The sequence below is a fragment of the Sphaerisporangium rhizosphaerae genome, from assembly GCF_042665155.1.
GTDB classification, from domain to species: domain Bacteria; phylum Actinomycetota; class Actinomycetes; order Streptosporangiales; family Streptosporangiaceae; genus Sphaerisporangium; species Sphaerisporangium rhizosphaerae.
The window spans coordinates 227,835-242,949 of the sequence record NZ_JBHTCG010000004.1; the positions used below are offsets into that span (position 1 = coordinate 227,835).

At 70.6% G+C, this 15,115-nt stretch carries 10 protein-coding genes, 1 tRNA gene and 1 pseudogene; 6 read left to right on the plus strand and 6 right to left on the minus strand.

Features of this window, described 5'->3' with window-relative positions; genetic code table 11:
* The first annotated feature begins 105 nt into the window (after positions 1-105).
* The 3 genes from efeU (at position 106) to efeB (ending at position 3,474) form a co-directional block, all read left to right on the plus strand.
* Positions 106-954, plus strand: coding sequence for an iron uptake transporter permease EfeU (gene efeU, locus ACFQSB_RS08135; protein ID WP_354918239.1), 849 nt, complete (start codon positions 106-108; stop codon positions 952-954).
* An 89-nt stretch (positions 955-1,043) separates the two neighbouring features.
* A complete protein-coding gene (efeO, locus tag ACFQSB_RS08140; RefSeq protein WP_354842783.1) occupies positions 1,044-2,183 on the plus strand; it encodes an iron uptake system protein EfeO in 1,140 nt (379 codons plus the stop codon).
* Between the two features lie 40 nt (positions 2,184-2,223).
* The gene (gene efeB, locus ACFQSB_RS08145; RefSeq protein WP_380825325.1) at positions 2,224-3,474 is read left to right on the plus strand and encodes an iron uptake transporter deferrochelatase/peroxidase subunit; all 1,251 of its coding nucleotides are present in this window, start codon (positions 2,224-2,226) and stop codon (positions 3,472-3,474) included.
* A 163-nt stretch (positions 3,475-3,637) separates the two neighbouring features.
* Here the strand turns inward: efeB and topA are convergent, their stop codons facing one another.
* The gene (topA, locus tag ACFQSB_RS08150) at positions 3,638-6,304 is read right to left on the minus strand and encodes a type I DNA topoisomerase (protein WP_380825327.1); all 2,667 of its coding nucleotides are present in this window, start codon (positions 6,302-6,304) and stop codon (positions 3,638-3,640) included.
* Between the two features lie 243 nt (positions 6,305-6,547).
* Here topA and ACFQSB_RS08155 point away from each other — a divergent pair, with 243 nt between their 5' ends.
* The gene (locus tag ACFQSB_RS08155; protein ID WP_354842792.1) at positions 6,548-6,733 is read left to right on the plus strand and encodes a DUF5703 family protein; all 186 of its coding nucleotides are present in this window, start codon (positions 6,548-6,550) and stop codon (positions 6,731-6,733) included.
* A 1,121-nt stretch (positions 6,734-7,854) separates the two neighbouring features.
* Here ACFQSB_RS08155 and ACFQSB_RS08160 read toward each other — a convergent pair.
* The 3 genes from ACFQSB_RS08160 to ACFQSB_RS08170 form a co-directional block, all read right to left on the minus strand.
* Positions 7,855-9,621: a chaplin family protein gene (locus ACFQSB_RS08160; protein WP_380825329.1), complete on the minus strand. Its 1,767-nt coding sequence runs from the start codon at positions 9,619-9,621 to the stop codon at positions 7,855-7,857.
* 866 nt (positions 9,622-10,487) lie between these two features.
* On the minus strand, positions 10,488-11,486 hold the full coding sequence (locus tag ACFQSB_RS08165; RefSeq protein WP_380825330.1) for a hypothetical protein: 999 nt from the start codon (positions 11,484-11,486) through the stop codon (positions 10,488-10,490).
* Positions 11,487-11,607: 121 nt separating this feature from the next.
* The gene (locus ACFQSB_RS08170; protein ID WP_354918224.1) at positions 11,608-12,906 is read right to left on the minus strand and encodes a M20/M25/M40 family metallo-hydrolase; all 1,299 of its coding nucleotides are present in this window, start codon (positions 12,904-12,906) and stop codon (positions 11,608-11,610) included.
* A gap of 178 nt (positions 12,907-13,084) precedes the next feature.
* Between ACFQSB_RS08170 and ACFQSB_RS08175 the strand changes: the two genes are divergently transcribed.
* Both ACFQSB_RS08175 and ACFQSB_RS08180 read left to right on the plus strand, forming a co-directional pair.
* Positions 13,085-13,173, plus strand: a tRNA-Leu gene (locus ACFQSB_RS08175).
* A 61-nt stretch (positions 13,174-13,234) separates the two neighbouring features.
* Positions 13,235-13,801, plus strand: a complete 567-nt coding sequence (locus ACFQSB_RS08180; RefSeq protein WP_380825332.1) for a hypothetical protein — start codon at positions 13,235-13,237, stop codon at positions 13,799-13,801.
* Here ACFQSB_RS08180 and ACFQSB_RS08185 read toward each other — a convergent pair.
* Positions 13,709-14,842, minus strand: a pseudogene (locus ACFQSB_RS08185) (recombinase family protein); the annotation flags it as partial. The gene ACFQSB_RS08180 and the pseudogene ACFQSB_RS08185 sit on opposite strands and share 93 nt — an antisense overlap.
* Positions 14,832-14,984: a hypothetical protein gene (locus ACFQSB_RS08190; RefSeq protein WP_380825333.1), complete on the minus strand. Its 153-nt coding sequence runs from the start codon at positions 14,982-14,984 to the stop codon at positions 14,832-14,834. The gene ACFQSB_RS08190 and the pseudogene ACFQSB_RS08185, both read right to left, overlap by 11 nt.
* Positions 14,985-15,115: the final 131 nt, after the last annotated feature.

Consider the following 15,115-nt stretch of genomic DNA (forward strand, 5'->3'; position numbering starts at 1 on the left):
CGCCGTCGATAAAAGGGGCGCCCCTGCTGACGGGCGCGCTCTTGCCAAGGCTAAGGTAAGTCTGTCCTAATTTAGGTAAGGCTAAGCAAGCGTCGAGGAGCAGCGGTGTTCGCCAGTTATCTCATCGGTCTTCGAGAGGGCCTTGAGGCGACCCTTGTCGTGTCGATCCTCGTCGCCTTCCTCGTCAAGAGCGACCGGCGGGAACGGCTGCCGCTCGTGTGGGCCGGGGTCGCCGCCGCCGTCGCGCTGTCGGTGGGCTTCGGCGCGCTGCTCACCTTCACCGCCGCCAACCTCGACTCGCGCTCGCACGAGTTCTTCGACGCGATCGCCTCGCTGGCCGCCACCGTCTTCGTCACCTTCATGATCTTCTGGATGCGGACGGCGGCCCGCCGCATGTCCGGCGACCTGCGCGCCAAGCTGACCGAGGCGCTCAACCTCGGCGCGACCGCCGTCGTCGTGATGGCCTTCCTCGCGGTGGCGCGCGAGGGCCTCGAGACCGCGCTGCTCTTCTTCGCCGCCGCACAGGGCGCCACCACCAGCGCGTCCCCGCTGATCGGCATCTGCCTGGGCCTGCTCACCGCCGTCGTGCTCGGCTGGGCCCTGTACGCGAGCGCGCTGCGCATCAACCTGACCAAGTTCTTCACCTGGACCGGCCTGCTGCTGATCATCGTGGCGGCCGGCATCTTCAAGTACGGCGTCCACGACCTCATCGAGTCCGGCGTGGTGCAGGTTCTGACCGCTCCCGCGTTCGACCTGTCCGGCGCCCTTCCCCCGGACGCCTGGTACACCACGCTGCTGAGCGGCATGTTCAACTTCACCCCGCAGCCCACCATCCTCGAGACGATCGCCTGGGTCGCCTACCTCGTGCCGGTGCTGGTGCTGTTCCTCGTGCCGCCCCGCAAGAAGGACGCCTCCCGCGCGCCGTCCGCGACGCCCGCGTCCACCTCCTCGTGACGCTCCCCATGACCAGACGCCATCTCATGAACAGACGTCCCCGCCGCGCCACGTCCCGGCCGCACCACCTCGACCATCTCTGGAGAATCATGCGCACCCCCCTCGTCCTCACCGCCGGCGCGCTGGCCTTGGCGGGGCTCACCGCGTGTTCCTCGACGGGCGGCGGCGCGGACACCTCCGCCCAGGCAGGGGGAAAGCCGGGCAAGATCAGCGTCGCCGCCTCCGACACCGACTGCAAGGTCTCGGCGACCGACCTGCCCGCCGGCACCTCGACCTTCGCGGTGACCAACGGCGGCACCAAGGTCACCGAGTTCTACGTCTACGCGGCGGGCGACCGCGTCATGGGCGAGGTGGAGAACGTCGTCCCCGGCCTCACCCGTGAGGTCCTCATCGAACTGCCCGCCGGCACCTACGAGACCGCCTGCAAGCCGGGCATGATCGGCAAGGGCATCCGCAACCCGCTCAAGGTGAGCGGCGCCGCCGCGCCGCTCAGCGGCGACGCCAAGCTCGCCCAGGCCACCACCGACTACCAGCGGTACGTCAAGAGCCAGGCCGGCACGCTGCTCACCAAGACCCAGGAGTTCGTGGACGCCGTGAAGGCGGGCGACATGGACAAGGCCAAGAAGCTGTTCCCGGTCGCGCGGACGTACTGGGAGCGCATCGAACCGGTCGCCGAGAGCTTCGGCGACCTCGACCCCGCCATCGACGCCCGCGAGGGCGACCTGGCCAAGGGCGAGGAGTGGACCGGGTTCCACAAGATCGAGAAGGATCTGTGGATCACCAAGGACATCAGCAAGGACGGTCCCGTCGCCGACAAGCTGATGGCGGACGTGAAGAAGATCGTCGAGCTGGCATCGTCGGAGAAGGTGCCGCCGCTCAAGCTCGCCAACGGCGCCAAGGAGCTCCTCGACGAGGTCGCCACCGGGAAGATCACCGGCGAGGAGGACCGCTACTCCCACACCGACCTGTGGGACTTCGCCGCCAACCTCGAAGGCTCGCAGGCCGCGGTCGCCGCGCTGCGCCCCGTCCTGGACGAGCGCGACCCCGCCCTGGCCAAGACCCTGGACGAGAAGTTCGCCGCCGCCGAGGCGACGCTGGAGAAGCACCACGACGGCGACGGCTGGAAGCTGCACACCGACCTTTCCAAGGAAGACCTCAAGGAGCTCTCCGACGCGATCAACGCGCTGGCCGAGCCGATCAGCAGGGTCGCCGCGGTGGTGGCCAAGTGACGCGCGTCCGCCGCCGCCGCGCGCGGGCAGGGGAGGTCCGATGACGCAGATGAACCGGCGCAGGCTGCTCGGCATCGGCGCGGCGGGCGTCGCGGCCGCCGGCGCGGGCGCGCTCGCCACCCGCGGCGTGATGGAAGGGCCCGCCCCCGCGGCCGCCGCCTCCACCTCCGACCCGGTGTCCTTCTACGGCGAGCACCAGGCCGGCATCGTCACCCCCGCGCAGGACCGCCTGCACTTCGTGAGCTTCGACGTCATCACCAAGAATCGCGCCGAGCTCGTCGACCTCCTGCAGGAGTGGACGGCCGCGGCCGCGCGGATGACCCAGGGCAAGGACGCCGGGACGTTCGGCGCGGTCGGCGGCGCCGTGGAGGCCCCGCCCGACGACACCGGCGAGGCGCTGGGCCTGCCCGCGTCCGGGCTGACGATCACCATCGGCTTCGGGCCCTCCCTGTTCGACGACCGGTTCGGGCTGGCCGCCAAGAAGCCCGCCGCGCTGGCCGACCTGCCGAAGTTCCCCGGCGAGGACCTGCGGCCGGAGATCTCCGGCGGCGACATCTGCATCCAGGCGTGCGCCCACGACCCGCAGGTCGCCGTGCACGCGGTGCGCAACCTCGCCCGCATCGGCTTCGGGAAGGTGTCGGTCCGCTGGTCGCAGCTCGGCTTCGGCCGCACGTCCTCCACCTCGCGCGCCCAGGCCACCCCGCGCAACCTCATGGGCTTCAAGGACGGGACCGCCAACCTCAAGCTGGAGGACGCCGCCCTGCTGCGCGACCAGCTCTGGGTGGCCACCGGGGACGGCCCCGCGTGGATGGCGGGCGGCAGCTACATGGTGACCCGCAAGATCCGCATGAACATCGAGACCTGGGACCGGACCTCGCTGTCCGAGCAGCAGGACATCTTCGGCCGCGACAAGGGCGAGGGCGCGCCACTGGGCAAGAAGAAGGAGTTCGACCAGCTCGACTTCGCGGCCAAGAAGCCCGACGGCACGCCGATGATCCCGATGGACTCCCACGTCCGGCTCGCGCACCCGTCCACGCACGGGAACGCCCACCTGCTGCGCCGGGGCTACAACTACGTGGACGGCTCCGACGGGCTCGGACGGCTCGACGCGGGGCTGTTCTTCATCGCCTACCAGCGCGACCCGCACAAGCAGTTCGTGCCGATCCAGATGGAACTGGCGCGCAAGGACAAGCTGAACGAGTACATCAAGCACGTCTCCAGCGCCCTGTTCGCCTGCCCTCCCGGCCTGCGCGACGCCGGCGACTACTGGGGCCGCACCCTGTTCGGCTGAGCCCCGCAGCGCCCGCCTGAGCCCGCAGCGCCCGCCATGGCCCCGCGAAGGAGCCCGGCCTGCGCGGCGCGGGCGTCCACCGGGGCCGCGAACGAGACCGGGGCCGTGAAGGAGACCGGGGCGCCGCCGTATCGGCGACGCCCCGCTCCCATACCCCGGCGTGTCAGGACTTGGCGCCGGCCTTCGCCCCCGCCTTGGCCCGCGGGCGCTTCGGCGCCGGGCCCCGGGCGCGGCGCTCGGCCAGCAACTCGGCGGCACGCTCGATCGTGATCTGCTCCACCGAGTCGTCCTTGCGCAGCGACGCGTTGGTCTCGCCGTCGGTCACGTACGGGCCGAAACGGCCCTCCTTGACCACGACCGGCTGCTTGGAGACCGGGTCCACGCCGAGCTCACGCAGCGGCGGAGCGGCGGCCGCACGGCCCCTGCCCCGCGTCTTGGGCTGCGCGAACAGCTCTTTGGCCTGGTCGATCGTGACCGTGAACAGCTCGTCCTCCGAGGCCAGCGACCGGGAGTCGGTCCCCTTCTTGATGTAGGGGCCGAACCTGCCGTTCTGCGCCGTGACCTCCTCGCCGTCGATCTCGCCCAGCGCGCGCGGCAGCGACAGCAGCTTCAGCGCGTCGTCCAGCGTGATCGTGTCCAGCGACATGGACTTCAGCAGCGACCCCGTGCGCGGCTTGGCGACGTCCTTCTTCGCCTTCCGCTTGGCGCCCTCGGCGGGCGGCGGCTCCTCCTCGGGCAGGATCTCGGTCACGTACGGGCCGAAACGCCCGGACTTCGCGACGATCACCCGCCCGGTGCCCGGGTCGACGCCGAGCTGACGCTCGCCGCTCGGCTGGGTGAACAGCTCCTCGGCCCTGTCGGCGGTGAGCTCGTCGGGCGCGAGATCCTCGGGGACGTTGACGCGGGCGCCGTCCCGGTCCAGGTACGGCCCGTACCGGCCGACCCGGATGACGATGTCGGTGCCCCTGATCGGGAACGAGCTGATCTCACGCGCGTCGATCTCGCCGAGGTCGCTGACCAGCTCCTTCAGCCCGTCGTCACCCTGGTCGCCGTAGTAGAACCGGCGCAGCTCGGGCACCCGCTCGGCGCGGGCGTTGGCGATGTCGTCGAGGACCTTCTCCATCTCGGCGGTGAAGTCGTAGTCGACCAGGTTGCCGAAGTGCCGCTCGAGGAGGTTGACCACGGCGAAGGCCAGGAACGACGGCACCAGCGCCGTCCCCTTCTTGAAGACATACCCCCGGTCGAGGATCGTCCCGATGATCGACGCGTACGTCGACGGGCGTCCGATCTCGCGGTCCTCCAGCTCCTTGACCAGCGAAGCCTCGGTGAAGCGGGCCGGCGGGCGGGTCGAGTGGCCCTCGGCCTCCAGCTCCAGCGCCGTCAGCGCGTCGCCCTGGGCGAGGTTGGGCAGGCGGCTGACCGAGTCGTCACGGTCGGTCGAGGGGTCGTCGGCCCCCTCCACGTACGCCTTGAGGAAGCCGTAGAAGGTGATCGTCCGGCCGGAGGCGCTGAACTCGGCCTTCTCGCCGGTGCTGGAGGTGCCGGCGATGCGGACGCTCACCGACTCGCCGACGGCGTCCTTCATCTGGGAGGCCACCGTGCGCTGCCAGATCAGCTCGTACAGGCGGAACATGTCGCCGCTGAGGCCGGTCTCCCCCGGCGTGCGGAACTCGTCCCCGGAGGGCCTGATCGCCTCGTGGGCCTCCTGGGCGTTCTTCACCTTGCTCGCGTACACCCTGGGCTTGTCCGGGACGTACTGCGCGCCGTACAGCCGCACCGCCTGGCTCCTGGCGGCGGCCAGCGCGGTCTCCGACAGCGTGGTGCTGTCGGTACGCATGTAGGTGATGTAGCCGTTCTCGTAGAGCTTCTGGGCCACCTGCATCGTGTACTTGGCCGAGAAGCCGAGCTTGCGGCTGGCCTCCTGCTGCAGCGTGGTCGTGCGGAACGGCGCGTACGGCCGGCGCGTGTACGGCTTGCTCTCGACCGACGTGACCGCGTAGGAGGAGTTCTCCAAGCGCTGCGACAGGGCTCGGGCGGCCTGCTCGTCGAGGTGCAGGACGTCGGCGCTCTTGAGCGTGCCGGTGCTGGCGAAGTCGCGGCCCTGGGCGACCTTGCGGCCGTCCAGCGAGGTCAGGGTCGCGCCGAAGCTGCGCGGGTCCTCGTCGCGGCCGGTGTCGAACAGCGCGCGCAGGTCCCAGTAGTCGGCCGAGGTGAAGGCGATGCGCTCGCGCTCGCGCTCCACGACCAGCCTGGTGGCGACCGACTGCACGCGGCCGGCCGACAGGCGCGGCTTGACCTTCTTCCACAGGACCGGGCTGACCTCGTAGCCGTAGAGGCGGTCGAGGATGCGCCGGGTCTCCTGGGCGTCCACCAGGCGCAGGTTGAGGGCGCGCGGATTCGACACCGCGTCCTGGATGGCCTGCGGCGTGATCTCGTGGAACACCATGCGGTGCACGGGCACCTTCGGCTTGAGCACCTCCTGGAGGTGCCAGGCGATGGCCTCGCCCTCGCGGTCCTCGTCGGTGGCGAGGTAGAGCTCGTCGGCGTCCTTGAGCAGTTGCTTGAGCTTGGAGACCTGCGACTTCTTGTCCGGGTTGACGACGTAGAGCGGCTCGAACTCGTTGTCCACGTTGACCCCGAGCCTGGCCCATGCCTCGCCCTTGAACTTTTCGGGGATGTCGTCGGCCTTTTCGGGCAAATCTCGAATGTGGCCGATGCTGGACTCCACGATGTAGCCGCGCCCGAGGTACCCGGCGATCGTCTTCGCCTTCGCAGGCGACTCCACGATCACCAGGCGGGTTCCGCCGGCGTTGCCGTTCTTGGCTGGCACGCTGCTTCCTACCTCGCTGTTCGCTGTCATTCCCCTGCCGATCCCGCACCGCCCGCCGTGGGAGGCGGGCCGATGTGATCCGTCACAGGCATGAAGGTAACCCGCCGCCGGAAACTTCTCCCCGTCGGACTACCCGGTCACTTACCGGTGTTCCACCTACCTGGACCCGATACCCACGAGGACGCAGAATAGAGCCCAGAGAGTGCCAGCGTCCCCTTGCACACCCTTCGGAGACTAACCGCTGTGCTCGAGTACTCCTATTTGGACCTGTATCTGCCACGCGGGACCAGCCGCGAAGCCGCCCGGCGCGTGCTGACCGAACACGCCGAATACGGACACTGGGAGCTGGACCGCCTGCGGTTGTATCCCGATGGCCGCCGCCATGTACGGCTGCGCCGCAAGATCCTGCGCGTGGCCAGCACCCTGTAGCCGCCGCCCAGGCAACTGTAACCCCCCGGCCACCGCCCCACTTCCCGTCACACCGTCCCGGGAAGAACCACCACCCCCGAACACCGCGCCACCGACCCACCCCCTGGACACCGATCGCCCTCCGAACACGGCTCCCCCAACCCCCTGATCACCCCTGGTACAGGCCGACACCCCAACCCGGCGCTCCCCGCCCACACCCTGTGAACCGACCACCCACCGAACATTGCTTTCCACCCACACCTGATACCGGTCGAACATCGCCTGTCCCACCCACACTCGGCGGACCGACCGCCCACCCGACATTGCTTTCCCACCCACACCTGGTACCGGGTCGAACATCGCGCCTCCCACCTACACCCCCGGTAACCGACCACCCACCCAACATTGCTTTCCCACCCACACCTGGTACCGGGTGGAACATCGCGGCTCCCACCCACACCCGGTACCGGCCGAACATCGCGCCTCCCACCCACACCCGGTGACCGACCACCCACCGAACACGGTTTTGCCGAGGATCGACCGGCGTCCGGACATGGCTTTGCCCGTCCCGGGCCGCGCCCCCGGAACGGGCAAAGCTTCTGTGCCTCACCGCGCGAGCCCGGCACGATGACCGGGCACCGTGGCCGCTCTCGCGGGCGGCGAGGCGTCTGTGGCTCCGCCGGACGCCTGGTCCGTTACGGAGTGTCTGGGAAGCGAGCCGGGACGGCCTCTCCGGCACGAGCCCTCCTCGACGAGGCCCGTCTCATGACGGGCCGTCATCTCACAAGGGCCCCGTCCGGTGACGCGACTCCAGCGAGGCGACCATTTCGGACACACGCTCACGAGAATCACTCCCGGCCTATAAGACCTTCCAAGACCGGACAGAGCGAGCAGTCTCACAACGCGCCGCGCGGACGGCCGCCTCTGACGCGGCCCCGGGGTGATCAGCGGACGCTGTAACCGTTGCCGATCATCCCGGACACCGCCCCACAGTGATCACAGGACGGTGGGACCGCCCCCCGATCACCCCGGCGGCCGGGTCTGGGGGTGACCAACGGACGGTGGCACCGCCATCGATCACCCCACGGCCGCGTCCAGCGTCCTCTCCCGAGGTGATCACCGGACGGCGGGACCGCCGCCGGTCACCTCCGGCGCAGGCGCAGGCGGCGGGTGCCCGCGAAGAGCGTGGCGGAGGCCGCGAACAGGGCGCCGGCCAGCAGGGCGACCAGCGAGCCGGAGTTCATGCCCGTCAGGCCCACCGGCTGCTCGGCGCTCATCAGGCCCGGGTTGATGGGCAGCTCGCGCGCCGCCTTGCCGTCGACGACGCCGCCGACCGGCGTGGACGACACGGCCTCGCCCACGGGGCTGTTCGCCACCACGCCCGTGACCTGCTCCAACGTCCCGCCGCCGCCCTCACGAGCACCACCCGGCAGGGTCGGCAGCAGCGGCAGGGGGTCGGCCTTCGGCGGCACGCCGGCGGGCCCGGACGGCCGCCGCATCATCGTCCCGCTCTGCCCGGGCAGGGACGGCACCAGCGGCAGCTCGGGCAGCAGCCCGAGCCCCGCCGCCTTGGCGTCGGCGACCTGGCCGGAGCTGTGCGCCATGTACGCCGGCCCGCACGGCACGGGCACCCGCCGGCACGGCTCGCCGCCACCGACGCGGGCGCCGCCCAGACACCCGGCGGCGGCGTCGCCCAGGACGGCGACGGCGTTGCCGCAGACGTTCACCGGCGCGGTGATGGGAGCCACGATCTGGTTGCCGCCCAGGACGCTGTGCCGCCCGTCGGTGAGGTTGCCGCCCGCGCCGCGACCGGCGCCGCCCTTCACCGAGGCGCCGCCGCGGCAGCCCGCGAAGGCCTCGCCGATCACGGCGACGGCGTTGCCGCAGACGTTCACCGGCGCGGTGATGGGGGCGACGATCTGGTTGCCGCCGAGGACCGAGCCGTACCCGGAGGTGCGGTTGCCGCCCGCGCCGCCCTGCCCGGCGGGACGGGCCGTGGCGCCGCCGGGGCACCCCGCGTTGCCGTTGCCGACGGCGTTGCCGCAGACGTTGATCGGCGCGGTGATCGGAGCCACGATCTGGTTGCCGCCCAGGACGCTGTGCCGCCCGTCGGTGAGGTTGTGGCCGGCGCCCGAGCCGGGACGCGGGCCGTGCCCGTTGTAGCCGTTGCCGCCGTGGCCGCCCTTGACGTGGGCGCCACCCTGGCAGCCGGAGAACGCCTCGCCGATCAGGGCGACCGAGTTGCCGCAGATGTTGACCGGCGCGGTGATGGGGGCGACGATCTGGTTGCCGCCGAGGACCGAGCCGTGCCCGGAGGTGCGGTTGCCGCCCGCGCCGCGACCGGCGCCGCCCCTGACGACCGACGCGCCGCCCTTGCATCCCGCCGTCGCCTCGCCGAAGATCGCCACGGCGTTGCCGCAGGCGTTGATCGGGGCCGTGATCGGCGCGTTGATCTGGTTGCCGCCCAGCACGCTGTGCCGGCCGTCGGTCCTGTTACCGCCCGCGCCGCCACCGGCGTTCTTCACCGTCGCACCGCCCCGGCAGCCGGCGTCCGAGCGCCCCACGAGAGAGACGGCGTTGCCGCAGGCGTTGATCGGGGCCGTGATCGGCGCGTTGACCTGGTTGCCGCCCAGCACGCTGCCACGGCCCGAGGTGGCGCCCTGGATGCCGGCGGACCCGGAGCCCCCCTGGACGGACGAACCGCCGCGGGACGAGGCCGAGGACTCGCCGATCACGCCGACGGCGTTGCCGCTGATGTCGATGGGGAGGGTGATGGGAAGGTTCACCTGGTTGCCGCCGCCCACCGAGCCGGTGCCGGAGGTGTCGGCCACGGCGGTGCCGCTGCCCAGAGCCATGACGCCGACCGCGAGAAGAGCCGCGGGGGCAGAACCCTTCGCCCACGTACGCATAACAGATCGCTCCTTGGTTCTTTGGGGGGAAGTACCTGACAGAGGTTCTTTGGGGGAAGTACCTGACAGACTGCGACGCACTCGGGACCATGCCGCCCGAGGCCCCGAAAGGCCCGGGCCGCGCCACTCGACCGGCCCGATCGGCCGCCCGCCGCCGTCCACCCGGACGAGCGATGGCCGGACGGCTACGAACGGAGCCGACCCGCCACCACCGTCCACACGGAACTCGCGGCAACCGGCCCCCTACGCACGTCCGCGCGCAACTCGTGGGAACCTGACCGCTACGAACGTCCGCGCGGCGTGGGAACCGGACCGCTACGAACAGACCCGCCCTCGCCAGCCGCGCTCGCACAGAACCGGCGGAGACCGGACCTGTTTCTCACGAAGCCGGGATCGAGCGGAGCCACCCCAGCCGACTGCGTTCACACAGAACTGGCCGAGACCGGACCGGCTTCCGAGGAAGCCGAGATCGGGCGGAGCAGGGATCAAGCAGAGCCGGGATCGAGCGCATCGGTGCGCGCCGGCCTCCGCCCCGACCGGCCCGATCCTGCGCCGACCACCTGGACGGTGGCGACGAGCGGGCCGATCGTGGCCTCCGCACCCACCTCACCCACAGCGCCCTCACCGGACCAAGAGGGCCGGACCACCGAGGTCACGCAGCAGTCGAGGAAGTTCGCGGAGCCGAGCTCGTGTGGACGAACTCGTGGAGATCGCATGGTGGGCGGTGAGCCCGAGATCATCGCGATGCTGGGACTGACGTTTTCACCCGCGCGGAGCCGGCATGGTCACTCCCGCGACGGGGACCGACGGCACGCTCCGCGACCGGCCGGACGGCTGACGCCTCCGAGGCCGGCACAGCAGCGGGGTCAATCAGGAGAGAAAGAAGGGTCGTCCGCTACCGCGCGGACGACAGGGGCGAGCACACTCGCCATCTCGGCGGGCGCGACCGCGAGCCGCGGGTCGAAGACCGACCTCGCGACGTCCCCGAACCCCGACCCGAACGGACCCGAGCCGGGCCTGGGAACGAACCCGTTGGCCCCCGCCGAGTGGTCGGCGGTGGACGGTTGGGGAGACAGGGGCTTCGACTGGCTGGTGAGCCCGTCGACCGCTCTGCCTGCCATCGCCCCGGCATCAGCCGGAGCGTCGACGCGCACCGTGGGGAAACCGCCGGCGGAGGCCGGCCCGGTGGCGACATGAGAGGTGGCGGAGCCATCGCCGCGCTCGGAAGTGACCCCACGGAGATCACCGCTCATGGGCGACCCCGCACGGCCCGTCCTGCGGACGGGATGACCCGCTGGAGCGTCATCAAGAAGATCATCGGCATCGACCAGACCATCGCCCTCGGCGAGACGGCCGACGCGCGCTCCGGCAGCACCGGCCATGGCCGGATCACCGAGCACCGCCAGGTCCCCCGCCATCACAGGACGACCACGCCCAGCGACATCGGAGGTCCCAACCGACCGACCATGTCCCACAGCCCCGGCGACACCGACCGACCGGCCCTGTTCCACAGCCTCGGCGACACCGGCCGACCGACCGTGTTCCACAGCACCGGCGGCTACCGCCTGATGACCGTGACCATATTCGACGGCCTTCGCCGGCGGCACCTGTCTCGCGGGGACGCGGGCTTCCGCGGCCACGGGACCGGCGCCGACGGCACCGAAGACGACACCCAGAAGCCAGCCGGCGGCGATCAGACCGCCGATGGCCACCAGGCGAACGAACCGGGAGCCGGCCACGAACCGTGCCATCCGGCCTTCCCGCGTCACGATCGCCTGGATCTGATCACCAGAAACGATCACGGGCACGCGACCGGTGACGGTGGGCGACTGAGCCCTCCGCCGACGTCCCGGCATGCGTGCCACGTGACCTCCTTGAACTCCTTGGACGCCCCGCATTCGCAGGACGGACCCTGGAACCAGCCCCTCAACGGAGAGTCACGCTAGCAGCACTTGGAGTTATGGCAACGGTTTTTCGCGGAACACGTCAGCAGCCGTCCAAGAAACGGTCAAGAACTCGCACCCCGAACTTGAGCGAATCCACCGGAACCCGCTCATCGATGCCATGGAACATGCCAGAGAAGTCCAAGTCGGCGGGCAGCTTCAGCGGCGCGAACCCGAAGCCCCGGATCCCCATCCGGCTGAAGGCCTTGAGGTCCGTGCCTCCCGACAGCGTGTACGGCACGGCCCGCGCACCGGGATCCTCGGCCTGCAACGCGCCGGCCATCGCCCGCACGAGCGGCCCCTCGAACGCCGTCTCGACCGCGACGTCGTGATAGACGAACTCCCGGGTCACATTGGGCCCCAGCAGGTCGTCGATGGTGGCGAAGAACTCCTCCTCGTAGCCGGGCAGGAAGCGCCCGTCCACATGCGCCGTCGCGGTCTGGGGGATCACGTTGGCCTTGTAGCCGGCGTCGAGCATCGTCGGGTTGGCGGTGTTGCGCAGCGTCGCGCCGATCATGCGGGCCAGCGACCCGAGCTTGGCCACCGCCGCCTCGGCGTCATCGGCCTCCAGTTCGATCTCGAAGGCCTCCAGGAAGAAGCTGCGCACGGTCGGGGTCAGCCGCACCGGCCATTCGTGACGCCCGATGCGCGCGACGGCCTCGGCCAGCTCGGTCACCGCGTTCTCGTTGTTGAGCATCGACCCGTGCCCGGCCCGGCCCGCGGCCCTGAGCGTCATCCAGGCGATGCCCTTCTCGGCCGCCTCGATCAGGTACAGCCTCCTGGCTTCGCCGACGGAGACGCTGAACCCGCCCACCTCGCCGATCGCCTCGGTGCACCCCTCGAACAGGTCACGGTGCTCGTTGGACAGCCACTGCGCACCATAGGTGCCGCCGGCCTCCTCGTCGGCCGTGAAAGCGAGCACCACATCGCGCGGCGGCCTGCGCCCCTCGCTGAGCCGCTGCCGGACGACCGCCAGGATCATGGCGTCCATGTCCTTCATGTCCACCGCGCCCCGGCCCCAGACGCACCCATCGGCGATCTCACCGCTCAGCGGGTGATGGGTCCAGTCGTCCGCGTTGAACGGGACCACGTCGAGGTGCCCGTGGAGCAGCAACGCCTCCCGTCCGGAGTCCTCACCCTCGATGCGGGCGATCACGTTGGCCCGCTTGTCGTCACTCTCGAGGATGCGCGGTTCCAGGCCGACCTCGGCCAGCTTCTCCGCGACGTACTCCGCGGCGGCCCTCTCTCCCGGGCCCGCGTTGTCCCCAGCGTTGGTCGAGTCGATGCGGATCAGGTCGCGGCACAGCTCTACGACCTCCTCCTCGCCGTTGAACGCGGTCATCCCCTGCTCCTTCGGTCAAGTACAGGCTGACACCCCCATCCTGCCGCCAAGGGGCACCTACCAGCATCTCCGGCATAGCGCATCCTCCCCTCCCGCTTACCGGTATGAAGGAGTGCCCGGAGTTTGCTAACCTAGTTCAGCCGACGCGGGAAGACGTTCTCCGCGTGCAGGCACCACTGTCCGGGTGGCGGAATAGGCAGACGCGCTAGCTTGAGGTGCTAGTGCCCTTTACGGGGCATGGGGGTTCAAGTCCCCCCTCGGACACCATCGATTCGCCTATAGGGTCCTGGTCGCTCACAGAGCCGACCAGGACTTTTCTTTTGCCCGGGTGGTAGGTCAGCCGCAGGCCGAGCTTGGCGTACAGGCGGGCCTTCCTGACCGGCTCGGCCTGGCCGAGCAGCTGCACCATCCCGCCGAGCGCGTGCATCATCTCGGCAAGGTCGTCCCGCGTGAGCCGCCGCCGGCGGGCCGGCGCCCGGAGCAGCCTCGCCTCGGCCGCGACCTTCCTTGCCTGCTCCTCGCGAATCCACCCGGCCACCACGGCCGGGTCGGCGCCGGCCTCCAGGGCCGCCCGGTGCTGGGCGAGCTTCCGATCGCACTCGGCCACCTGACGGCGAGCCGCGACGAGCGTCTCGCTCTCGGACACGTCGATTCTCTGCGCCTGGATAAGGAGATCGAGCGTGGCGTCGATCCGATGCGGAGCGAACAGCCGGCCGAGCCAGTGGTCCAGGCGCGGCACGATCGCGTCCTCGCGGACATAGACGTTTCGGGGGTGCATGACGCGGTTGGCCAGCGCGTACTCCTCCGGGAAGCGGCACCGGTAATAGGGCGCGTCGTTCACCCAGTTGCCCTGCATCCGGCGCTCACAGGCCCCGCAGAACAGCAACCCGCGTAGGACGTACGGGTTATCCGTGCGCTTGATCCGCCGACCCGTCTGCCGGCCGCCGCGCCCGGCGAGCGTCTCCTTGGCCCCGGCGAAGTCTTCGGCACTGATGATCGGCGGATGAACGATCTCGTCCGACCAAACCCACTCCTCGGCCGAGTTCCAGCGGAGCTTGGTGGTGTGGCCGAGCCCGACGTCGTCGACGTCGATGAGCACCTCGTCCTTACGCTGCCGATTCCAGACCTGCCGGCCCGTGTAACGGGGGTTGAGAATGATCGCCCGTACGGCGCTCTTGGACCACGCCACCCCGGACCGGTGCCGGTTGCGGGCCGGGTCGTGCGCGGCCGGACTCGGGATGCCGTCGGCGGTCAGCCCTTCGGCGATCGCGTAGAGGCCCCGCCCGCCGATGAACTCCTGAAAGATCCGCGCGACGACGGGCGCGGCGACCGGGTCAATTTCGAGCCTGTGCAGGCGGCGGCCGTCGGCGGCCTTGGCGGGGTTGGGGTGCGGGCCGGCGTCGGCCAAGCGGTAGCCGTACGGGGGCCGGCCGCCGAGAAACCGGCCCTCCATCTGCGCCTGCGCCGACATCGCGGTCCGCACCCGGATCTTGATCCGGTTCCGCTCGCCCTTGCTCATCCCGCCGAAGACCGACATCACAAGGTCGTGCGCTTCGTTGCCCGGGTCGATCGGCCCACCGACCTCCGGGACCCACAGCGGGACGCCGAAGTGCTCGAAGACCGGAAAGGTGAGCCCGTACTGGTTGCCGTAGAACGCGCGGTGGGGCTCCCCGATCACCACGGCCTCGAACCCACGATCAGGGTTGCGCAGCTCGGCGAGCAACGCGGCAGCGTGCGGCCGACGCTGCCAGGGGATCGAGCGGGACTTGTCGACGTCGAAGAACTCGGTGACGATCACGCCCCCGCGCGACTCGATGAGCGCGCGGGAACGGGTGAGCTGCCAGCCCCGGGACGACTCCGGGTCCTGGTTGTCCTCGGTCGAGACCCGGCCGTAGAAGGCGAAGCGGATGGTGTCCATGTCTCCCTCAGGCGGCATCCGGGCGGGCGACGAGCAGCTCCTGGTGAGCCTCCAGCAGGATCGCAAGCAGCTCGGCCGCCGCGGCCGGGGTGAGCTCCGGCGCGCCCGCCGGGAGTACCACGTGCGGGCCAGCCTGGTGGCGGGAGGTGGGGGAAGCCATGATGGGCGTGCTCCTGTCCGTTCAACTAGGGCGGTGGGAGTACGGCCCCGGCGGTCGATGCTTGGCGGCTTTGCCACCGGGGCCGGCCGTGCTGTGCTGGGTGCTTCCTTGGGCAGGCGGAGGGCTCCTCC